The organism is Bacillus sp. TH13, from assembly GCF_016651175.1.
GTDB lineage: Bacteria > Bacillota > Bacilli > Bacillales > Bacillaceae_G > Bacillus_A > Bacillus_A thuringiensis_S.
The window spans coordinates 63,359-83,278 of sequence record NZ_JAEKEJ010000007.1 but is presented as its reverse complement, the minus strand read 5'-3'; the positions used below and the strand labels follow the sequence as shown (position 1 = coordinate 83,278).

Here is a 19,920-nt window from a genome sequence, read left to right as displayed (position 1 = left end):
TTCCTTTGTTCTCCTCATTATAATTTTTGTTCATGAGAGTTGGTAAATGGTCTGCAAAAAGAAAAGGGAAACTAATAAAGCTAAGTAGGTTAAAGTGTTGTAAGCTCATAAAATACATTCGCAACAACACCTAAATCATTGAGCTTTATAAGATTCCCTAATCTTTTTTTGATACGTTGTACGCTTCACTTTGTTCGCGCCATAGTTACAACTCTTTTCACAAAAATTGTTCCTGTTCCGAACGATGAAAGGAGCTGTTAAGCTATGGAAACTACATATGAAATTGTGAAAATTAGACAAGTAAGAGAAGAGGTAAATGTTCCGAAAAAGAAAATCACTGGTCCATCTGATGCGGCAGAAATTGCTACACATTTTATTGGTGATGATGACCGTGAAATTTTCCTTGTAATGTGTTTGAACACACAAAATGAAGTAGTTGCAGTACATCGTTGTCACGTGGGTTCATTAAATTCTAGTGTTGTGCACCCACGCGATGTGTTTAAAAGTGCTATCTTAAATAATAGTTTTTCAATCGTGGTAGCCCACTAGCATCCTTCAGGGATGGTTCTTCCCTCTGATGCAGACAAGGATGTATCAAAACGCTTGTATGATGCAGGTAAGTTGATAGGGATTGAGGTGTTAGACAGTCTTATTGTCAACGATGCAGGTCGATTCTATTCTTTGAGAGAGAAGGGGTACTTACGATAGAAAGAGAAAGAGGAGTTAATCTCCTCTTTCTCTTTTTTCTTTGGAATACTCATTTAACAGACATCGAGCCTGTTAAATGAGTTCATTCTATCGCAAGCGATAGAATGAAAAAGGAAAAGCATTTCGCTTTTCCTTTTTTAAAGAATGCAATTTCCAAGGGCATCGAGCCCTTTGGAAATTGATTGTTTATATACTTCGTATACAAACAATACGCCTGTAGCGTCATTACATTTCTCTTACGAAATGTAATGTACTCACAGGCTTTTTATTGTTCTTTTCAAAGGGCTTACGCACCTTTGAAAAGAAGTGTCAACGGAATCCCTCGCGGGATTCTTTTCGTTGCCACGGTTGTAAAAAAAGAATTATTGTTATACATTACAACATATATTGTCGTAATGTATAACAAAGTGTGGTATCTTTGTTATAACTTATCACAAAGGAGGAATTTTCCATGTCAAAGACAATAGAGCTACTTCTTAATACCTATCCTTATTTAGAGGATAAAATGAATGCTTATGAAAATGTGTTTATGCACGATGAAGCGCTTCGCGCTTTAGAAACAGAAGAAGAGAGGACGTTTTTAAGGTTGCTTTGGTTCTTTAAAAGTCCAAAAGAAAATAGTTTTGATATAAATTTGTTGTATCAACATTTAATTGGAGAAAAATTGGCGTTCGCATTAGATTTAATAGCTCATTACTTTCGGAATGATACGTATTTACTTCATGGGTCAAGTCATAAGTTGATTTTGTCTAGTACGGAATATTTCAGTCAAAGTGAATTTGCAAGAGAATTAATCAATGCGGGGTTGGATTATACCCAATCTAAAGTAGCGACATATAGAAAAAGAGGAAAGTTTGTTGAGGAAGATGTTATTATCTCAGGTGTTCCGTATTGGTCTAAAGGAACGGTTGAGAATTATATTGATTATTTAAGGTTATATAAAGATAGCGAGTATAAGCCGTATGCGGATTATACAGTTGAAAAAACACCAGGATATATTAGTGGGAAAGAAGGGGATTCTGTAGAATATAAAGTGGATCCTAATGACAGTTTTACGATTGATCCTTTTATAGAATATGAAGTGGACGGTAACAAGGAAGATTAAAATTTGATTATATTTTCAGGTGGTACAATGGAAAGTTTGTAACAGTTCAAAGGAAACGTGATGGAAAGTCAGTTGTTGAATAAAGGCTTAACAAAAGCATTATTGTAATAGAATTTGAATTTTATAGAAATGAAAGGTGTATAAAAATGAAAAATATTCCTGAATCAGTAATAAAAGAAGTGAAAGAAAGGGGTTAACTCCAAAAGAAGAAAAGGAGATTCTTGGTGATTTAGAAAAGAATTTCATCAAAATGAATGAGCGTAACAAAATACACGAAGAAGCCTTATCTAAAGATAAAGAATATCAAAAAATGTGGCATATGCTAAATAATCAATTAAAATAGTAGAATTTCTTTAAATTTGAATTTTGTACAAAAACGGAGGGGTTAAAATGTTTAAAAGGGTTAAGGAGTGGCTTTGTTACTTGGATTGAAAAAAGCACCATTTTCCCTAACGGTGCTCTTGGACCAAAAACTATATTTTGAATTTTTTATAGTCTGTATAAATATATGTATGTTGCAAGTGAACAGGCCAGGAAAAGAAAAATTACAAATCTAATAGGAATTAATGGAAGAATACTACATACCAAAGTGATAGCAATGTAATCCATCCAATTGTAAGGGCTATGTATCTTAAAATTTTCATGAATGCTCCTTTTAGATATAAGTGGCTAGAAAAACTAGCCACTAAAAGGTTCCGAGCAGCAATCACTGTTAAAAAGCTGCTTATAGTTAATATGTACAAGATTATGGTAATTATTCAAAGAAAAGAGCAGCCAGCAAAAGCTAACTGCTCAGTCTTTTAAGAAAGGAAGGAATTAATGGGTATATAAAAATTCCTCCGTTTACAGTATTAACGAAACATTACATTTTATTCAGGGAATAGGTGGGATGATATGAAGTTAAAGAGTATCCTTAGTAGTGTGTTAGTTGTTATAGCAGTGATTGTGGGGTATTCACTAGATGTATTTGATTTAAATAGTGTAAGTACAAGTGGAAATGGAAAGGGAACAAGTGAAGTAGCAGAGGTTTTATATCTTCCTTCCGACAGATTTCCGGAAACAGCAGCACATATAAAAGATGCGATTGCAAAAGGGAAAACAGATATTTGCACTATAGATCGTAACGGAGCTTCAGAAAGAAGAAAACAATCTTTAGCAAATGTCCCAACGAAAAAAGGATATGATCGCGATGAATATCCAATGGCGATGTGTGCTGAAGGCGGAAATGGTGCGAGTGTTCGGTATATAAAGCCTTCGGATAACCGTGGTGCAGGTTCTTATGTAGGAAGTAAGACGGGGAAATTGCCTGACGGTGCAAAGTTTAAAATTGTTGTAGAATAAAAGAGTACAAACACTATTATAGGGGAAGTGTGAGGAATTGGAGTTCTATAATCAAGGGGAATATGTCTCTAATACGCAACTTTTACAACTTTATGAGCTAATGCCGTTACAAATGCGAAAGTTACCGGTAGATGTCTGTATAACTAAATCGTATGAGTTTTTGGACAGGAATCCCAATCTATCACCGAAAGTTAAATCTGAATTTGAAAAGATGTTAAATAATCAGTGTGACGCTGCTTATTATGCAGGGCTAGTAGTAGTTTATGAAGATCGGATTTTAGAAAGATGTTTCGAGGGGCAGTTTTATTGGATGTTTGTTTACTTACTTATCCATGAATTACGGCATTGTGAACAGGCGTGTTATTTTAGAGAAAGATGGGATATAGTAATGAGTGACTATGATGCTGGTTATGGAGAATATTTGCTTGATAACGAAAGTTTGAAAAAACTTCATTGGACAGAACAGGATGCATATACGTATTGTTACCGTTTTGTAGTGAATCATAAATACCGAATTAGAGAGATATTTAATATAGATGATGGTCCAAAGCTTGTGGAATTTAATACTTTTGTGGATATAGAGCAAGTGTGGGAATCGTATCGGAGCAGACTAGCATTACTGCCAAAGATTATGTGGGTAATAGCTGATATATTTTGGAATAGAAGAGGAATGAGCAAGCAATGAATCTTTTATATTGTGAATGAATAGGATGAAGATTCAAGTAGGGGAGATAGACCTAATAAAATAGGGCTATCTCTTTTTGTTATTGACACTATATTCTATACAATGGTAACGTTTAGTTGGTTAAATCATCCAAAATCAATTGGAATATGGTGTATATGAGAGCGGAAGTGTTTGGGTACACGTAGAAAAGTAGATTTCCTCTACTTCTATAGACTATACAATCTAAAATTTGGATAATCAAATATTGTTTGATGTACAATTTAGGAGGAAAGAAAAATGCAGAAAAAAACCAAACCGCTTATGGTTTCTGTTTTAGGGGTCAGTTTATTACTTACGGCCTGTAATGGAGAAGAAAAGAAAGTAAACTCAGCAAAGGCAAATGAGAAAGGTTCGGAAAAACAATCTATTAACTTGCCTTATATTGCGGAAATTCCAACAATGGATGTTACGAAAGCTACTGATGGTGAATCTATGAATGTTATGCGTAACGTATTTGAAGGGCTATATACGCTTGGTGAAAAAAATAAACTAATTCCGGGTGTAGCAGAATCTTATGATGTTAGTGAAGATAAAAAGAAATATGTATTCCACCTTCGGGATGACGCGAAATGGTCAAATGGAACACCTGTTACAGCTGATGATTTTGTGTTTGCTTGGAAACGTGCTGTTAATCCAGATACAGCGGCGGAATATGCGTTTTTATTCTTTGATATTAAAAATGCGAAAAAGATAAATGGTAAAGAGTTATCGGCAGATCAATTGGGAGTAAGAACAGTTGACGATAAAACATTGGAAGTTGAGTTGGAACATCCAGTTCCTTATTTCGTTAGTTTAACAGCATTTCCAACCTATTTACCAATTAATCAAACGTATTTTGAAGAGCAGGGGAAACAATATGGTCTTGAAACGGACCACTTAATTTATAATGGTGCATTTACATTGAATAATTGGAAACATGAGCAAAGTTTTCAACTAAAAAAGAATCCGAGTTATTGGGATGCTAAGACAGTAAAAATAGAAGAAATCAATTTTGATGTTGTAAAAGATAAAGCTACAGAAGTAAATTTATATGAATCTGGCCAGATTGATCGTGTTGGATTGACAGGTGAATTTATCGATAAATATAAAAAGAATCCGGATTTTAAAGAAAGAGAAGAAGTAACGGTTCAATTTTTACGATTAAATCAAAAGAATGAAGTGTTAAGAAACAAACATGCGCGATTGGCGATTAGTGAAGCGATGAATAAAGAATTGTTTGTAAAGACTGTATTGAATAATGGTTCTCGTTCAGCTGAAGGATTAATTCCTGATAAGTTTGCAGTGGGACCAGATGGGAAGGACTTCCGGAAAGAAAATGGAAGTCTGATAAAAGATGATGTGAAAACAGCAAAAGAAAATTGGATGAAGGCAAAGCAAGAGCTTGGAAAAGAGCAAGTAACACTGGAATTACTAACGAGTGACAATGCGGTAGCGAAAAAGAATGCTGAATACTTAAAAGGTGAATTAGAACAGAATTTGCAAGGGTTAACCGTGAATGTAAAAGCGCAGCCACGTAAGCAACAAATAAAATTACTGTTAAATAGTGAGTATGATATGGGTGTAGATGCATGGGGGCCAGACATTGCAGATCCAATTACATTTTTAGATTTGTTCACGACAGATAGCGCATATAATTTTGATAAATATTCAAATAAAGAATATGACGATTTAATACATAAAGCAAAAAATGAGTTGGCCGGTGATGAAAAAGAACGTTGGGAAGCAATGAAACAAGCGGAGAAGATCTTGCTTCAAGATGCAGCTGTGGCTCCTTTTTATCAAATGGGGCGCTCATACTTACAACGTTCTTCTGTTAAGGGTATTGTGACTACTGAATTTGGTGGGGAATTTAATTTTAAATGGGCGGAAATTAAGAAGTAAGTAAAGGGAAGTGGCTTATATCAAAGTCGCTTTTCTTCGTTTATTTTTAAATATTTTGTAGATGAGCACGAAAATTGATAAGGTGGTCACAGTGGTGAAGACAATAAAAAGAGAGTATTTGATGATTGGTTTAGCCTGGTTCAGTTTATGGATGGGTAGCGCTTTTATAGTTAAAGGGTTAATGAGAATAGACATGTTTGAAACAATGACAAACGGTAAGTTATTGGTGAGGGGGTATGTGAATTTAATTATAGATTTCTTTGTAATAGGTATTATTATCTTCCTAACTAGGGATGAATGGAAAAACCGTTTGAAAATTACAAGTAAACAGTTCGATACATTTTGTTCATGGTTTATCTGGTCCTTTTGTGGTTTGGTTGTCGTACTGATAGGAGAATTCACAGTAGAATGGGTTATTTCAAGATTTGTTGTATTTGATCCAGTTTCACAAAATACAAACGCTATTATGGATATGATACATGCTGTTCCGCTTTTTCTGGTTGCTACGGTTTTAATTGGGCCGATCATAGAGGAAGTTGTATTTAGGAAAATTATGTTTGGTACACTTATTCGAGAATTTAGTTTTTGGTTTTCTTCTATTATAAGTTCTTTGTGTTTTGCCATTGTACATGGTGAACTTACCCATATACCTATTTATATAATTATGGGGCTGGTCACTTCCTATTTGTATTACAAGACGGACCGAATTATTGTTCCAATTATGACTCATGTTTTAGTGAATTATGTAACGGTTATGAACCTGATATAAAAAGAATCCCTACAATAAAATGTAGGGATTCTTTTTATATATTATAACGCTAGTTTTTTTAAGATGTTTCCAAAATCTAAAATGAAACGCTCCAATTCTTTGCGTCTTATCTTGATTTTGTGTTCACACTTCCTTAAATCGGTATCGTTTACTAAAATCCTACTATAAATATTCTCATTTAAAATGATAGGTTGTTGTTTGTTGGGATTTTGGTTTAATCTTCTAGAAATTTGTATGTATTCCATTGCAAATACGGTTAAAGTTAATCGTTTAATTTCTGCAAAAACAGTGTCGCTATCGTCTAAAATATTCTCCATTTCGTGACAGAATTCATCGTTGATATCTGTTTCACATTTTATTTCAAAGAGTATGTGTGCGTATTTGCTAACCAAGTGCATGTTTGAGTTCTTCGTTTCGTTTGAATAAGTATTTGTTTTCATTTGTTTGCTTTTCCTTTCAGTTTTAGATTGATTACTAACAGCAATCAATCTAGTAAATCAGTTAGATATTAGTGAGTCAGTCTTTAATAGTTTTCGAACGGTCTTGAATGGTTTTTGGTCTGTTTCTGAAATTTCGGATAGTTTATAGGTATGTACCGCACAGTTAGCAATCAGTGTTTTTCTGTTCTGGTGTATGATTAAGTGGTTTTGAGGTGAATATGCAAACACAGGTGAATGAAGTTTGATAGCATCCGTGTGGAAATGTTTTGCAATTTAGCAGTTTATGATTGGTTACAGTTAGATAGTTGTTTCCAGTTTCTTTTTACTTCCTGGTCTGTGTACACGCTGATTTGTTTTTTTTGCAAGAAATGTTTGGTTATTTGTTCACTATGTTTAAAGGGGGGGCTGTATTTTGATGAGGTTATGTGATAGGTGAATTGGATGTGAAATCAGCTGCTTTTTCTATTCTAAGGGGAGTTTTTTAAAGGTGCGGTATCTTTTAGGAAACTAATATAAAATTATTTGTATTTTTTTGAGATAAACAGAAGGATTATGGGTAATTTTGGTAGAAATAAATTTGTAAAAACGGAAGTGATTCTTTGAAAAAAATAATGTTTTTATTACTATTTATTGCTATTGGCTCCTCTATTATTGTTCTTTCTTTTTTTAATAATAAATATACTGATATTCCGTTCGTTGCAAAAGTAACAAAAAATAATAACGGAAAACAAGAAAAACAAGGTGGAATTACAATGTTTCAAGCTTATCAATTAGGGATAAAGGAAGCTCAGAAAATAGATGATGCATGTGAATTGATATATATCGGAAGTGTTGATGATGGGGAAAATAGTGGTCAAAATGGAAAGAAGGAAAATTGGAACATGATTCTTGGTTTATTAAATCAAAAAAAACGATTAATTGTCTCAATAGAGAAAAGTAAATTAAAAAAGGCATCTGTAATAGAAGAATTAAATGAACCAACTATTAAAAATGATGAAATTAAAATTGACAGTAACACGGCGGTAGAGAAGGCAATACAAGATTTCGCATTACTACCTGGACAAAATGTGATTTCTAAAGGATATCATTTTAGACTTTTTAAAGAGGATAATAATATATTTTTATCAATTATAGGCAGTAAAAATCAAAAAGAAGCAGAGGTATTTTTAGATGGAGTGACAGGTAACTACCTAGGGAGGTCGCAGGTTAATTGACAAATTAAAGGAGGTGACAAATTACGTTGTTTTATTAATTTTTTTAAGGGGGATATTAAATTGAAAAAATCTATTATTACTTTTTTTCACTTGTAACACTCTTTGCCTTGCCAGTTAGCTCCTTGGCAGAAACTAATCTAAATGAAAGTAATGAAACCGTAACTATAGAAGGAAAGGAGCTACTTGCTAATTATTCGAATGAGGTTGTAACAGCATATGTGGCTGCTTCAGGTAATAAAACTTATCATGGTACAACACCAAGACAATATATTACCGCTGCAGTGCATCCATATACATGTGGCAATGTTTACTCTGGGACTAGATTTCCAAAAGGGACTATTATCAATACAAATAAAAGCCTTGGTATGCCTAATGGTACTGCAAAGAACACATTTGTAGTAGAAGATATGGGAGATGTAAATTGTAAAAGGAATGTAACATACAATTGGTTTGATATTTATTTTGGAGTAGATAATACTAGTAATTATAATAATGCAGTCAATTTCGGTAAACAACCAATCAGCTACTCTATTTATTGATTTAGAAAGAAAGTGAGGTGTGAACTCACTTTCTTTCTTTTACTTGTTTGAAATCAATAACTTTCACCCCGCTTGGGCTAACATTATAAGTTATTGTTACAACGTGATTAGGTGGATTATGAGCGTTGGTATACGTTTTATATTTAGCTACTACAGTAAAGGTGAAAGTATATTTTTGAGGGCGCTCAATTTTTAAGATTTTTGTATCTGTTAAACTATACTGATGATTTGGTCCAAGTTCATTTCGGATAGTTTTACTTGCATAAGGAGCTAATAAAGTATTATAAGAATCATAAAAATCTTTATTAGATATATTTTCTGCCTTTCCTTCTATTGGAGATGTAAGTAAAACCAGTATTATAAATCCACAAAATGTCATTAACAGTTTCTGTTTAAACATAAAATCGACTCCAAACCTATTGCATAATATGGATTAGAGTGCGCAAAAAAATAACGGATTATTCATTTGTAGTATTCTTGATCTAATATCAATACAAGTTACGATCATTTGCGCACGTATCTTAGCTGATCTTTTCTCGTGTGCTTTTTGTTATTTTTATTATAAATGATTTCGTATCCATTGAGTTTTTTCAGCGGGGGTATCCGCCAATGATCTTATGTGAATTTAGTTTTGAGAATAAAGGGTGTTCGGGAGAAGTGAGGGATATATTAAATGATAACTGCAGTTTATCTATGGTAGTAAAGAAAAAAAGAGTCATCATCCCAAACATTAGGGAGGATGGCTCTTTTAAGATGCGAAAAAGATAACGATAGAAGATTAGTGACAAGGTGTTTATACATAGAAGAGACTTGTCACTGTAAAAAGTATAACATAAAAAGATTTTGATTAGGGATAGTAAACCGCAAACGTGTTGCATGGTTATAGTGAATTAATTACAAAAGCCCAATTCTAATATACGAGAATTGGGCTTTTGTAACGAACATAGCCTGAAGGAGACTTGTCTCTTTGTTTTAGTATAACTTTAAATGAAAGAAAATTCAAAACTAAATACCACGATGTATATTATGCATGGTCCAGTATCCATTGAGATGCTGTTTCATCAAGTTTACGCCATGCGCATTCTCCAGTTAATTCTGATACGAATAATTTGTCGTTATCATCTAGGGCTGTTTTGATGTCGTTTCTAATTTCTTTTGAACTGGTGTCGCTTTTTACAATCCAAACGGACTCTAATATACGAGAGTGGTTTGGATAGGTTTCGATTTTTTTGGAAACTTTATCGTAGTCTCTGTTTGGACCGATTAAATCGTAAGTGATTAAGTATGAGTTCATGGGGGTGTCTCCTATCTATATTTGATTATAAAAATTGTATCACTATTAATATTCTGACAAAAGGATTTTTTATTTGAAGGAATTTGAAAAGGAGTCAGGATTAACTTGTCAATTTAAGAGTTGTTTTGCACTATAAGTAAATATAAAAAAGCCTAATTTCTCATTAAATTTGAGAAGTTAGGCTTTTTTCATTGCTCCATTAAAGCGCCCTATTATGGAATAAAGCATGCACCTTTAATTAATACCCTATTATAGAAGTATTATGAAGTAACCTTTTTCTTGTTAATTCGCTCATATTCATATTCTAATGTGGTTTCAATTAAAGTTTCATGTTTCCTTTCTAAATATTGATTATAATCTTCTTGATTCCACTCATAAGATGGATCTTGTAAATTGAGAGCAGCCATTGCTTTGTAATGATTAAACATTTTTTCTAAGAATGAAATAGTTTCGTCCCTTTCGATATAACATGAAAGTGAAACCTCATTCCAAATAATTTTCACACCATCTGTAGTAATAAAAAACAATTCTTTCAAGCCAAAAGGATATTTAAATGCGTTGCTTTCTTTATTAAATCCGCTCATTTCTTCAATCGTAACTATGGCATCTTTTTTAATAGACTCATAGTCTTCGTGCAAGCATAATTTCATCCCTGATTTATAGTCACTAAAACTTATTCCAATGAGGAAAGGTTGTTTCATATTTTTGCCTCCTAAATATTTATATTTATTATCATACAATTAAAATATTAAAAAACCTCTTTTTATAGTTGTTTTCTCGAAAAATAAATTCCATCCGTTGGTCTATTGAAAAGATTTATAATTTTCACACCAACATGTTCATAACTTAAAAGTTTTGACCGATTAGGTGTGATATGGTAAAATCAGTGCATAGACTTTAATCATAACTTATAGTCAAAAGTAATTGTGGAAAAGGTGAGATTTTGGTGAAATATGGATATGCTAGGGTGAGTACCTTGAACCAAGATTTGGAGTCTCAAATTCAAATGTTGAAAAAAGAAGGTTGCGAGAAAGTTTACTCTGAAAAGTTTACAGGTACAAAATTTGATCGGCCAAAATTTCAAGAACTGCTTTCAGTGCTAGAAACTGGCGATACACTTGTTGTAACAAAATTAGATCGTTTTGCACGTTCGGCTGAAAATGCTATTCAAACGATTAGATTGTTATTTGAAAAAGGAGTTAAGGTCCATATATTAAATATGGGGATAGTGGAAGATACACCTACCGGAAGGTTGATGTTTAATATTATGAGTTCATTTGCCGAATTCGAAAGAGACATGATTGTAGAACGTACACAAGAAGGAAAGGCGATTGCAAAGTTGAATCCAGATTTTAAAGAAGGACGACCAAAGAAGTTTGCGAAGAAACAAATCGACCATGCACTTGATTTATTGAAAACGCAATCTTATAGGCAAGTGGAAGAAATGACAGGGATTAGTGTGAGTACCTTGCAACGGGCTAAAAGACAAAAAGGAAAAGGGAAATGATGAGGGAAGGAAAATAAATGAAGAAAATAAATTTTGATACATTAATATTGTTAATGGGATTTATTTTTTCAATTATGTATAGTTTTTGGGCATCTGGAAGATCAGGGGAAGAAGTTATAAGTGGATTGGAAATGTTATTGTGGTGGATTGGTTTTGTACTAGTAATAGTAGGGACAATACGTATAGGGATTATTGGCTTAGGGAAGATTCAGAAAAGAAGTTCTAAGGAATAAATTGAAATAATGTGTGCTGGAAAACAACAATTCAATTGATGCTAGGGGAATTTGTTATGAGTAAAAAATTCAGTTTAACTGAGGAAGAGGAAAAACAATTTAATCAATTTCTTGAAACAGATGGATTTGCAGAAGCATTAGCGATTGCTTGGAGATTCGGATCAAAACGAAAGGATAGCTTTACTATAAGAAATAAACAACAATGGATTCCTGAACGCTTCCGCCAATTGATTATTAGAAGTAACACAGTAAGGTATAATGAGAGATTACCTGAAGAAAAAAGTGGTTTTTGGGAGGTAGGTATAAACATTAATCATCCATTTTTACAAATAATTAAAGAAATGGGATGGACACCGATTTCAAAAGGAAATCGAGTGTTTCCAAGAGGAGCATTTAGTGAAAAGGTATTTGTTAGCGTGTATATTCGCTTATTACATGAAGTCAGCACTATGAAAGGGAAATATAAAAAAGGAATTTATATCCGACCTCGTTTGCGTATACATGGTTCTGTTGATGTATTAAATAATATTGTTCGTGTGCTACATAATGAGTTAAATGTTGGAATGAAGAGCGTACAAACCGATCATAAAATACCTCAGGCAAAAACTATTTATTATCAATCAAGAAAAGAAATTCCTAAGATTTTAGAATTTGCAGGAGCTGTAGAATCATTAGAAGAATTTTATCAATTAGAGTTAGGGTATGAAACTGAAAAAGTTTTGATAAAGATGTGAGTACAAGGATAGGTGAAAGGTAATTTGTATTAAAGGAGGTGGTGGGAATATGTTTATGATGTTTAGAGCGTGTCAGGCTATTAATACGCGTTATCTTGTTAAGACATATATGTGGGGGATTTTGATTTATTTGTTTTTTAGGTGGGTAATCCCTTCTTATGAAACAGGTATGATAACTTTAATGACGGTTAACTTGATTTTCTTTCCTTTCACCAGGATATTTGTACATGAAATAAAAAGTTTTTTCTTTTCGGATACAGTATTCATGATGACGGATAAGGCATGGCTTATTTACTTGTTCTTGAAAGCTTCAGTATTGGGGTGGTTCTTTGTAATGACACCAATATTTGGCCCGATAGGATTTGTGATTGTGTTATTACGATTTTGGAAATTGGAACGAGAAAAGAAAAAGTACATGCAGCAAAGAAGACGAAACTTTGTTAAGTCATAAAAAATCACTTCAATCGAGGTGATTTTTTTTATAAGGACTTGGTTGCAATGAATTGTATTATCTTTTGAAGAAAGACATTAGATGATGAAAAGTATATAGATTTTATAAAATGAAGTCTCCGAGATTATGATTTTAAGACGATTATCTTTTCTTTTATGGATAACCCATCGTTAAATCTCTTTAAATACGCGATGTGGAATTGGTCTTTTATTAATGAAGGAGTCTGTGACTAATAAAATATAAGATTTGTGTATAAGGGAGAGAGAAAAATGTCAATTAAGTATACTGCTTTTCGTGGGAAGGTAATCATTAAAAAAGAATACACAGAGCTAGTGGAATTAATTAATAATGGGCAATGGGAAGAAGCGATTACAAAATATCCTTTCTTAAAAGAATTTTACAAAATTGAAGGGAGTACTACTATACCATTCAGTAAAAATACTATTACTGTTTTGACTGATCCAAATCTTAGTCCAAGTATGTATGGAGAATTATATTTAGAAGTAGATCCAGGTTGTTGGGCAGAGGATAAAAGTTATTTTACAGATTTGCAGGGCGAAGAGTGGAGTTTTATTACCTGTGTAAGAGATTATCCAGACAGAAGGCACCATGATAAAACACCTATTGCAACCTTTATTGATGTGGTGTTAACAAAAGTGGCCAGTCATATCATACGTATCGAAGAATATTATCAGGAATGGGATTATGAATCTGTGGGGTACGCGTTTGATAAAACAGTTATAAATAAAATTGTAGGAACATTAAGGTATAGTTATATCTGTAATAAGTGTGAAAGACCTTTCGTTTACTGTGATGGAGGTTGCTAAATTTTGTAGGGAAGGGGTAATAATTTTAAAGTGCTTATCAAAAAACAACCTGAGATGGAAGGAAGTATCCATTCTTAGGTTGTTTTTTGTTTCTGAATTATATATGATGATGTATTCGTTTGTTGTGGATGTTTAGTTGATGAAAAACGTAACTAGGTAGTTAATACCAGGTACATTTCAAAAAAATCTTTATGTACATGCAACGATTCTAGATTTTCAGCATATAGCTAATAGCGTATAGCGCGCTTATAGCTAAACAACAAGTCCACTGCCAAAGTAGGGCTATTTTTTATGCCTATTTTGATAATATCGGTACCATCGTTTTACATAGTCCAAAAGTCATCGTAATCGACTTTTTTACCTGTTAGTTTTTTTAACGCTTTTATGATTTTTTGTGCATTTCTCATTGTAGGTGAAAATTTGTCTCCTTGGCATACACGGCTTATCGTGGACTTGCTTACTCCACTTTCATCCGCAAGATCTTGTTGCGTTAGATCGTTACGGTCTAGAAATTCAGCTAATTTGGAACGATTTCTTTTCCCTAAATTGAACCATCTCACCTTTAACCCTCCTATAAAACTCTTTAGTAAAAGGTTAGCCAATAGTTTCATTTTTTAAACTTCCGAAAAATAGGAATTGTAGACAATCCATACAGAATATCTTCTATCATAACCGATATTACCGCTACTACTAAAAGGGGTGTTTTAAATGGCTAAATTTAGTAAACCGGTCGCGTTTAACGAGAAAAATGAGAAGGATAGATTAATGTTAAAGCATGTCAAGCGTCGTAATTTTAGTGGATATGCGAAGAAATTAATTTGGGAAGATATGAAAAAAGAAGGGAAGATCCAAGTAGATTCATCTGAACAACATCAAATAATGAAGAAAGGTGTAATCCAAGAGCCAAGAAGCAAAAGTAATCCAATATCACATAAACCAACCGCGTCCGAACGAATCAAGGAACTACAAGAAAAAACGAAAAAACAGCAAGCTTCACCAAGCTCACTGCCATTCATTCCCTCTATCCCACAAAAACATTAACAAGTGCTCCAATGATTGCTCCAACTGTTACGGCAATAGCTACATGCATAAGAGAACCCTCCATTTTTAATTGATAATTAACCTTTAGCATGCCCACTTAAAAAAATAATATGTGAGAGGTGTACAACATGGCGAAAACAGAAGTAATACCGTTTCGTGATTTCATGGATCAGAGCTACAAAAATAAGGGGAAAGATAATAGTAACGTGTTTAAAAAAATTATTACTGCTACTTCCGGTTCGCTCATTATGATTCTGCCAAAAGTGGCAATTGCAGCTACTGTTAATACCACATTTGGAAATGTTCACGGAGCAATTATGAACGCCTTCGATTCAGGAGTAGTACTCGTTATTATTTTTAGTGGAGCAAGTTGGGCTTTGGGTCACAGAACTAAAAGTTTAGAAATCCTTATCGGAGTTTGTTGCGGCTATGTGTTAGCGAGACACGCAATAGATATTCGGGACTTCTTAAAAGGAATATAAGGAGGATACAATTATGAAATTCATCTTAGATGGTGGAAAAATGGTTTTAGCTAATGCAGGTGGTTACATCGGTGAAAAAGCGAAAGAGGGCTCATTTATGGATACTCTGAATCACTTCAGCGATAGCATTGTTCACACAGAAATTGAATTTATATTAAAACCGATTGGTCACTTTTTTAAAGAATGTGGTGTGTTGCTATGGGATTGGTTTGTTATCAATCTTCCTGATTTGATGGGGTATGCCACGTTAGCTGCAGGTGCATTTATAATTATCTCTTCTATGCTAGGAAAGGGAAGTATGATGAAAACGATTAGTTGGTATACAGCACTTTTAATCCTTGCGCTTACAATACTTGGAGGTGTTTGAAGTGGATGAAAAGAGAGTGCCAGATCAAGAACAAAAATTTTACTATCCTGCGCTTTATCTCGGTGGGGTACCAGCAGAAATACCTAAGAAGAAACAGAAGTGGTGGAAGTGGGCGGAAACGATATCCTGGTCAGATTTTTTTAGAACGGAGCAAAACAAAATGGTTGTGTATCGTATCATTCCACATAGCGATGTTTCAAATAACACCAGGCGTTTGTGGAAAGCGATCTATAAGATGTATGAAATGTATGAAGCACCAGGTACACGATTAGAGCGCGATGGCTTACGGTTTGTGTATAGGGAAAAGGATTTATTTTGGTTCGATGTGATATTTAAGCAAAAAAACGGTCAGAAAAATATTGAATTTTATGTTTCTACTTCTGAATATCAAGCGGTTAAATTAAAACGGAAATTAGAAAATAAAATGAATGTTACGATTAAGGAGGCATCGATTGAACAAATAAGAATTCCGGAAGGGAATACGATTGTTCAGGAGTTAAAATATTTAAAACACGATATATTTAGCATGAATACAAATATAAGTGAACAGAAAACACCAATTGCAGCGATTATGAACACTTTGGATGAATTACAGTATAATGGGGATTTTGCCAGATTAAGTATTTGTAATGAAGCGGAAAATCGCTGCAAATGGATTAAAAATGCTCAGTGGGCTTATGAGAAATTGTCTAAAGGGAAAGTCCCACAAAGAGCCGTTATGAACTCTAAAGTGATTTTAGGGGCTTCTAAAAAGGCTCTTGGTGGGTTTGTGAATGAAGTGAATTTCCTGATAATAGATCTATTTAATGCTCTATCTAACACGTTTTTTAAAAGTTATAAATCATATAGCAAAGAAAAGATAATCACTAAGCCTTTTAGTTTAGAAGATGAAATAAATGCACGGTATGTCAGTACAGCAAGTCGGGAAAAGTTAAATAATCCGGTATTCAAAAGCCACATCCGTATTGTGGCACACTCGCAAGATCGTTTGACAAGAGAAACGATAAGTGAAACTTTAGCTCTCTCTTTTAGCGAAATAGCTGATAATAATGAACTGCATGGTGTGAAAATCAATATTAAGGGAAGAAAGCAAGAAGTTATTAACGAATTAAATTCCCTACGCTTATCTAAACGTACGAAAATGAACGGTAATGTGAATCTGGTCTCAACTGATGAAATGGCTAAACTGGCAATGCAAATGCCCACTGCGGAACTTCAAAGACGATATGAGGATGCATTGAATGTAAAGAAAAGAGCAGAAACGGATATTCCAAGTGTGCTGCAAAGTGAAAAGAACTTGTTGATTGGATACGCAGAGCATAAAGATAAGAAAATTAAAGTAGGATTGCAAGCGGATCAAAAGGAGGAGTTTTATACCGGCTATACTTTTATTGGAAAACAGGGGAGCGGTAAAGATAATAGTATTCAAAATTTTGTTTATGAAGGTGCAATGAAACATAATATTTCATTTGTTATTCCGGATTGGATATGTCAACCAGGGCATAAAGGAATGGCTGATGGGATACGTGATCTTTTACCACCAGAAAAAATTATTGATTTAGATTTAGCAAATGAAGAGTATATTATTCCTTTAGATTTAACTGAAGTTATCGGGAAGTTGGGTAGGAAAGGTGGATCTAGGTTTGCTTTGGAAATGATTGATTTTATGAATCTAGAAGGTTTAGCGCGATCGGAAAAGTATTTAATGGAAGCTGCAAAAGCAAGTAAAGGTTCACTTTATAATATTAAAAAGATTATTGAAGATGAAGATTATCGGGTTGATAGAATAAGTGAATTACTTGAAGAAGGATATGAAAGATTAGTGAAAGAGTTATTACAGTGGGGCGACAATGAAGCATTAAGCAACAAGTGTGACGCTATACTTAGCAGGTTAAATATGTTTTTTGGAGATGATACGCTGCATGACATCTTTGCGCAACAACCAAAAGAAGAGGTGAATTTTGAGAAATGGATGAAAGAAGGAAAAGTGATTATCATTCGAATGCCTAAGCGTAGGTTAGGGGCTGCTAGTAATATATTGGCTCATTGGGTTACTTTAAAAGTATTGATGACTAGAATGCTAATGAGCGAAGAAGATAAAGAGAGACATGGATGTTTCCTGATTTTTAATGAACCTGAGCAAGTAGAATCTAAGGGTCTTGCTAAATTAATGGGTAGAATAGCTACTGAAGGGAGGAAAGAGCGTCTAGGTTCAATTTTCGCTTTTCATCATTGGGGGAAATTGCCCGATTATTTACGTGATAATCTTATTGCTGGTGGTGTGAATCAATTCTTATTCGCCAACGATCATAAAGGAACTTTTGATCTTGCAAAAGAGAGGTTACATCCCACGTTTACAGTAGAGGATGCTTTGCGGACACCTAAACATTATTCGATTGCAATCCTAAATACTAAGGAGCCTTTACATGCATTTATGGTCCATATGTTACCGCCAAGAAAAGAACGTTTTGATAATTCGCTATTAACAGTAAAACATGCCAAAATGTATGGCCGGGCATGGGAAGAAATTCAAAAAATATTGTAAGTGATTGTTGTTGGAACGGGGATAGCTGGTGCGATTGGTGCTGGGAAAACAACGCTAGTTATTATAATAGTGAGTGGTCTTAGTCCGACTGAAGGATTATCCTTAATAATTAAATTTTGGTTATCTGCAGTAATGATATTGAAGGTTAATTTTTGATTTGTCGAAAAAATCCGAAATAAAATTAAGGGAAACACTTGTATTTTTAACCTATATAGGTTAAATTTATATTGAAAGGAGGTTTTGTTAATGAATTTGAACTATAAAGGTATTAATAACCAAGGTCGTGCCGAATGGGTTGAATCGGATTTAGGGGAAGTAATGGAAGAATGGCAACTGAATCAATATAGGCCGTTTGTGGAATTCTTACAAGAACACATTGGTCGTCAGTTGACGAAAAATGAATTGCGAACAGCTTTATGGTTGTCAGGGTTCGAGAAAAGCTCTATTAACAATATCATGAGCATCGTAAGTGCAGCTCACGAGCATGGGAAAAATACAAAGTAATGCACATTCTATAAAGTAAGAGACTTTTTTATTCTTAAACATCAACGAAAAAATTATTTACATCATTAGAAAGGGAATTGTTCATGAAGGAAATTGATAAATACATGTTTCTTCAGGAAGCAGCTATACGGTGGGGAATCCCCTATGAAACAGTGAAGAATAAGGTGAAACCATCTTTAGTAAAGGAAGAACAGATTAACAGTATGATTAAGCGTGGTTTAATTAAGTATTTTGAACCACCTCGTGATCCAAACCGTACATATAAACGAGATCAGAAAACATGGCTTGTATCAATGGATGCAATGCATGAATGGTTTGGTGAACCGAAAAATAAGAAGTAAAAATAAAAGAGAAAGATGTTTCCGCGCCTGGCAGCCTGGAAAAACACCTTCCTCTTGTATGCAAACATAATTTTAGAAAGGATGGTTGTCATGAAACAACCCTTTATTAAAATCACGTCTGGTGAGTCTATTTTAACACAACCGCACCAAAAAACTAAATCCTTTAAAAAAATCCGTTCTTTATTATTGGAAAATTACAAAAAGTTAAATATCTATTTTGGTATTGAAGAAAATCTCTCGGATCAAATTTGGTTCTATGGATTCTTTGGAGTATCTATTTCTATGATCCTTTTCACATATGTTTTATCAGGAATTATGTACGGTTTTTAAAAAATAAAAATTATAAAAAGGGGAATTCAAAATGATGAAGTCGGTTCAATTATTAAAAGGTGAAGAGTTTGAAATAGGAACAACAGATAAACATGGAAATCCATTAAAACAATCTGATTTTGTTGTAACACAAAACGATTTCGAAGGGATTAGTATATGCCAAATTTTATATAACGGGATTACAAAAGAGTTTGTAGCAATGAGTTCGTCTAATTGGTGGATCCCATATCATGATTTATCAATCGTAACAGAAAAGTTAGATCATGTAATTGCAAGGGAGTTTTTAGGTTTAGAAAAATGTGGTGGATATTGGGGGAAGAATAATACACCGTTTATAAGAATGTCGATTAAATATTTCAATCCAGTTGAAGAATCAACGGCCATTTTGGAGAAGTTAGGAAGACAGTATGATGACTTGTTTACAATAAAAGAAAATGGATGTTGGTATTTAACGGTCAATAAAAAGATATATAGTGAAGCCCGGCTTGGTATTGCAGCCTGTCTAGCGGCCATTGATACAGTGAGAAGTAAAGGATAAATTAG

25 protein-coding genes and 1 pseudogene are annotated in these 19,920 nt (G+C 33.7%); 21 read left to right on the top strand and 5 right to left on the bottom strand.

What is annotated here, in order from left to right; all coding sequences use genetic code 11:
* Positions 1 to 264: 264 nt before the first annotated feature.
* From JFU02_RS02180 to JFU02_RS02155, 6 genes and pseudogenes are all read left to right on the top strand, one after another.
* Positions 265 to 708 (top strand): annotated as a pseudogene (locus tag JFU02_RS02180) (JAB domain-containing protein).
* 451 nt (positions 709 to 1,159) lie between these two features.
* On the top strand, positions 1,160 to 1,813 hold the full coding sequence (locus JFU02_RS02175; protein ID WP_201069565.1) for a hypothetical protein: 654 nt from the start codon (positions 1,160 to 1,162) through the stop codon (positions 1,811 to 1,813).
* A gap of 894 nt (positions 1,814 to 2,707) precedes the next feature.
* A complete protein-coding gene (locus JFU02_RS02170; protein ID WP_201069564.1) occupies positions 2,708 to 3,154 on the top strand; it encodes a NucA/NucB deoxyribonuclease domain-containing protein in 447 nt (148 codons plus the stop codon).
* 37 nt (positions 3,155 to 3,191) lie between these two features.
* Positions 3,192 to 3,839 carry a hypothetical protein gene (locus tag JFU02_RS02165; RefSeq protein ID WP_201069563.1) on the top strand — a complete coding sequence of 216 codons (648 nt, stop codon included), beginning with the start codon at positions 3,192 to 3,194 and terminating at the stop codon, positions 3,837 to 3,839.
* 276 nt (positions 3,840 to 4,115) lie between these two features.
* Complete coding sequence (locus JFU02_RS02160) at positions 4,116 to 5,759, top strand: peptide ABC transporter substrate-binding protein (RefSeq protein WP_201069562.1); 1,644 nt, start codon at positions 4,116 to 4,118, stop codon at positions 5,757 to 5,759.
* A 94-nt stretch (positions 5,760 to 5,853) separates the two neighbouring features.
* Positions 5,854 to 6,528 carry a CPBP family glutamic-type intramembrane protease gene (locus JFU02_RS02155; protein WP_201069561.1) on the top strand — a complete coding sequence of 225 codons (675 nt, stop codon included), beginning with the start codon at positions 5,854 to 5,856 and terminating at the stop codon, positions 6,526 to 6,528.
* A 41-nt stretch (positions 6,529 to 6,569) separates the two neighbouring features.
* Here JFU02_RS02155 and JFU02_RS02150 read toward each other — a convergent pair whose 3' ends face one another.
* Positions 6,570 to 6,968: a hypothetical protein gene (locus JFU02_RS02150; RefSeq protein ID WP_201069560.1), complete on the bottom strand. Its 399-nt coding sequence runs from the start codon at positions 6,966 to 6,968 to the stop codon at positions 6,570 to 6,572.
* 599 nt (positions 6,969 to 7,567) lie between these two features.
* Between JFU02_RS02150 and JFU02_RS02145 the strand changes: the two genes are divergently transcribed.
* Positions 7,568 to 8,182: a hypothetical protein gene (locus tag JFU02_RS02145; protein WP_201069865.1), complete on the top strand. Its 615-nt coding sequence runs from the start codon at positions 7,568 to 7,570 to the stop codon at positions 8,180 to 8,182.
* A gap of 122 nt (positions 8,183 to 8,304) precedes the next feature.
* On the top strand, positions 8,305 to 8,721 hold the full coding sequence (locus JFU02_RS02140; protein WP_201069559.1) for a hypothetical protein: 417 nt from the start codon (positions 8,305 to 8,307) through the stop codon (positions 8,719 to 8,721).
* A gap of 25 nt (positions 8,722 to 8,746) precedes the next feature.
* On the opposite strand, the gene JFU02_RS02135 is transcribed toward JFU02_RS02140, so the two are convergent.
* The 3 genes from JFU02_RS02135 to JFU02_RS02125 all read right to left on the bottom strand — a co-directional run bounded on the left by JFU02_RS02135 (position 8,747) and on the right by JFU02_RS02125 (position 10,716).
* Positions 8,747 to 9,121, bottom strand: coding sequence for a DUF3888 domain-containing protein (locus tag JFU02_RS02135; RefSeq protein ID WP_201069558.1), 375 nt, complete (start codon positions 9,119 to 9,121; stop codon positions 8,747 to 8,749).
* A 624-nt stretch (positions 9,122 to 9,745) separates the two neighbouring features.
* Positions 9,746 to 10,015: a CRISPR-associated protein Cas2 gene (locus JFU02_RS02130; protein ID WP_201069557.1), complete on the bottom strand. Its 270-nt coding sequence runs from the start codon at positions 10,013 to 10,015 to the stop codon at positions 9,746 to 9,748.
* Positions 10,016 to 10,275: 260 nt separating this feature from the next.
* Entirely contained in the window at positions 10,276 to 10,716 is a 441-nt protein-coding gene (locus JFU02_RS02125) for a hypothetical protein (protein WP_201069556.1), read from the bottom strand.
* 245 nt (positions 10,717 to 10,961) lie between these two features.
* Here JFU02_RS02125 and JFU02_RS02120 point away from each other — a divergent pair, with 245 nt between their 5' ends.
* The 5 genes from JFU02_RS02120 to JFU02_RS02100 all read left to right on the top strand — a co-directional run bounded on the left by JFU02_RS02120 (position 10,962) and on the right by JFU02_RS02100 (position 13,767).
* Complete coding sequence (locus JFU02_RS02120; protein WP_201069555.1) at positions 10,962 to 11,522, top strand: recombinase family protein; 561 nt, start codon at positions 10,962 to 10,964, stop codon at positions 11,520 to 11,522.
* A 17-nt stretch (positions 11,523 to 11,539) separates the two neighbouring features.
* Complete coding sequence (locus tag JFU02_RS02115) at positions 11,540 to 11,755, top strand: hypothetical protein (RefSeq protein WP_201069554.1); 216 nt, start codon at positions 11,540 to 11,542, stop codon at positions 11,753 to 11,755.
* 56 nt (positions 11,756 to 11,811) lie between these two features.
* Positions 11,812 to 12,489, top strand: coding sequence for a hypothetical protein (locus JFU02_RS02110; RefSeq protein WP_201069553.1), 678 nt, complete (start codon positions 11,812 to 11,814; stop codon positions 12,487 to 12,489).
* Between the two features lie 49 nt (positions 12,490 to 12,538).
* Positions 12,539 to 12,940, top strand: coding sequence for a hypothetical protein (locus JFU02_RS02105; RefSeq protein WP_201069552.1), 402 nt, complete (start codon positions 12,539 to 12,541; stop codon positions 12,938 to 12,940).
* Between the two features lie 269 nt (positions 12,941 to 13,209).
* Positions 13,210 to 13,767 carry a hypothetical protein gene (locus JFU02_RS02100; RefSeq protein WP_201069551.1) on the top strand — a complete coding sequence of 186 codons (558 nt, stop codon included), beginning with the start codon at positions 13,210 to 13,212 and terminating at the stop codon, positions 13,765 to 13,767.
* Positions 13,768 to 14,090: 323 nt separating this feature from the next.
* On the opposite strand, the gene JFU02_RS02095 is transcribed toward JFU02_RS02100, so the two are convergent.
* Positions 14,091 to 14,327, bottom strand: a complete 237-nt coding sequence (locus tag JFU02_RS02095) for a helix-turn-helix domain-containing protein (protein WP_201069550.1) — start codon at positions 14,325 to 14,327, stop codon at positions 14,091 to 14,093.
* Positions 14,328 to 14,475: 148 nt separating this feature from the next.
* Here JFU02_RS02095 and JFU02_RS02090 point away from each other — a divergent pair, with 148 nt between their 5' ends.
* The 8 genes from JFU02_RS02090 to JFU02_RS02055 all read left to right on the top strand — a co-directional run bounded on the left by JFU02_RS02090 (position 14,476) and on the right by JFU02_RS02055 (position 19,915).
* Positions 14,476 to 14,808 (top strand): hypothetical protein, encoded by a 333-nt coding sequence (locus JFU02_RS02090; protein WP_201069549.1) that lies wholly within the window; start codon positions 14,476 to 14,478, stop codon positions 14,806 to 14,808.
* A 128-nt stretch (positions 14,809 to 14,936) separates the two neighbouring features.
* Positions 14,937 to 15,290 carry a glycosyltransferase gene (locus JFU02_RS02085; RefSeq protein ID WP_201069548.1) on the top strand — a complete coding sequence of 118 codons (354 nt, stop codon included), beginning with the start codon at positions 14,937 to 14,939 and terminating at the stop codon, positions 15,288 to 15,290.
* Positions 15,291 to 15,303: 13 nt separating this feature from the next.
* Positions 15,304 to 15,657, top strand: coding sequence for a hypothetical protein (locus JFU02_RS02080; RefSeq protein WP_201069547.1), 354 nt, complete (start codon positions 15,304 to 15,306; stop codon positions 15,655 to 15,657).
* Between the two features lies 1 nt (position 15,658).
* On the top strand, positions 15,659 to 18,202 hold the full coding sequence (locus tag JFU02_RS02075; protein ID WP_201069546.1) for an ATP-binding protein: 2,544 nt from the start codon (positions 15,659 to 15,661) through the stop codon (positions 18,200 to 18,202).
* A 246-nt stretch (positions 18,203 to 18,448) separates the two neighbouring features.
* A complete protein-coding gene (locus JFU02_RS02070) occupies positions 18,449 to 18,706 on the top strand; it encodes a hypothetical protein (RefSeq protein WP_201069545.1) in 258 nt (85 codons plus the stop codon).
* Positions 18,707 to 18,789: 83 nt separating this feature from the next.
* Entirely contained in the window at positions 18,790 to 19,047 is a 258-nt protein-coding gene (locus tag JFU02_RS02065; RefSeq protein ID WP_201069544.1) for a helix-turn-helix domain-containing protein, read from the top strand.
* Between the two features lie 90 nt (positions 19,048 to 19,137).
* Positions 19,138 to 19,377: a DUF3961 domain-containing protein gene (locus tag JFU02_RS02060; RefSeq protein WP_201069543.1), complete on the top strand. Its 240-nt coding sequence runs from the start codon at positions 19,138 to 19,140 to the stop codon at positions 19,375 to 19,377.
* A gap of 34 nt (positions 19,378 to 19,411) precedes the next feature.
* Positions 19,412 to 19,915 carry a hypothetical protein gene (locus tag JFU02_RS02055; protein ID WP_201069817.1) on the top strand — a complete coding sequence of 168 codons (504 nt, stop codon included), beginning with the start codon at positions 19,412 to 19,414 and terminating at the stop codon, positions 19,913 to 19,915.
* The last annotated feature ends 5 nt before the right edge of the window (positions 19,916 to 19,920 follow it).

Coding starts and splice junctions, on each gene's coding strand:
- JFU02_RS02110 (WP_201069553.1), top strand. CDS start 11,812: ATGAGTAAAAAATTCAGTTTAACTGAGGAAGAGGAAAAACAATTTAAT.
- JFU02_RS02085 (WP_201069548.1), top strand. CDS start 14,937: ATGGCGAAAACAGAAGTAATACCGTTTCGTGATTTCATGGATCAGAGC.
- JFU02_RS02065 (WP_201069544.1), top strand. CDS start 18,790: ATGAAGGAAATTGATAAATACATGTTTCTTCAGGAAGCAGCTATACGG.
- JFU02_RS02080 (WP_201069547.1), top strand. CDS start 15,304: ATGAAATTCATCTTAGATGGTGGAAAAATGGTTTTAGCTAATGCAGGT.
- JFU02_RS02070 (WP_201069545.1), top strand. CDS start 18,449: ATGAATTTGAACTATAAAGGTATTAATAACCAAGGTCGTGCCGAATGG.
- JFU02_RS02135 (WP_201069558.1), bottom strand. CDS start 9,121: ATGTTTAAACAGAAACTGTTAATGACATTTTGTGGATTTATAATACTG.
- JFU02_RS02055 (WP_201069817.1), top strand. CDS start 19,412: ATGAAGTCGGTTCAATTATTAAAAGGTGAAGAGTTTGAAATAGGAACA.
- JFU02_RS02150 (WP_201069560.1), bottom strand. CDS start 6,968: ATGAAAACAAATACTTATTCAAACGAAACGAAGAACTCAAACATGCAC.
- JFU02_RS02170 (WP_201069564.1), top strand. CDS start 2,708: ATGAAGTTAAAGAGTATCCTTAGTAGTGTGTTAGTTGTTATAGCAGTG.
- JFU02_RS02115 (WP_201069554.1), top strand. CDS start 11,540: ATGAAGAAAATAAATTTTGATACATTAATATTGTTAATGGGATTTATT.
- JFU02_RS02130 (WP_201069557.1), bottom strand. CDS start 10,015: ATGAACTCATACTTAATCACTTACGATTTAATCGGTCCAAACAGAGAC.
- JFU02_RS02100 (WP_201069551.1), top strand. CDS start 13,210: ATGTCAATTAAGTATACTGCTTTTCGTGGGAAGGTAATCATTAAAAAA.
- JFU02_RS02105 (WP_201069552.1), top strand. CDS start 12,539: ATGTTTATGATGTTTAGAGCGTGTCAGGCTATTAATACGCGTTATCTT.
- JFU02_RS02090 (WP_201069549.1), top strand. CDS start 14,476: ATGGCTAAATTTAGTAAACCGGTCGCGTTTAACGAGAAAAATGAGAAG.
- JFU02_RS02160 (WP_201069562.1), top strand. CDS start 4,116: ATGCAGAAAAAAACCAAACCGCTTATGGTTTCTGTTTTAGGGGTCAGT.
- JFU02_RS02060 (WP_201069543.1), top strand. CDS start 19,138: ATGAAACAACCCTTTATTAAAATCACGTCTGGTGAGTCTATTTTAACA.
- JFU02_RS02125 (WP_201069556.1), bottom strand. CDS start 10,716: ATGAAACAACCTTTCCTCATTGGAATAAGTTTTAGTGACTATAAATCA.
- JFU02_RS02175 (WP_201069565.1), top strand. CDS start 1,160: ATGTCAAAGACAATAGAGCTACTTCTTAATACCTATCCTTATTTAGAG.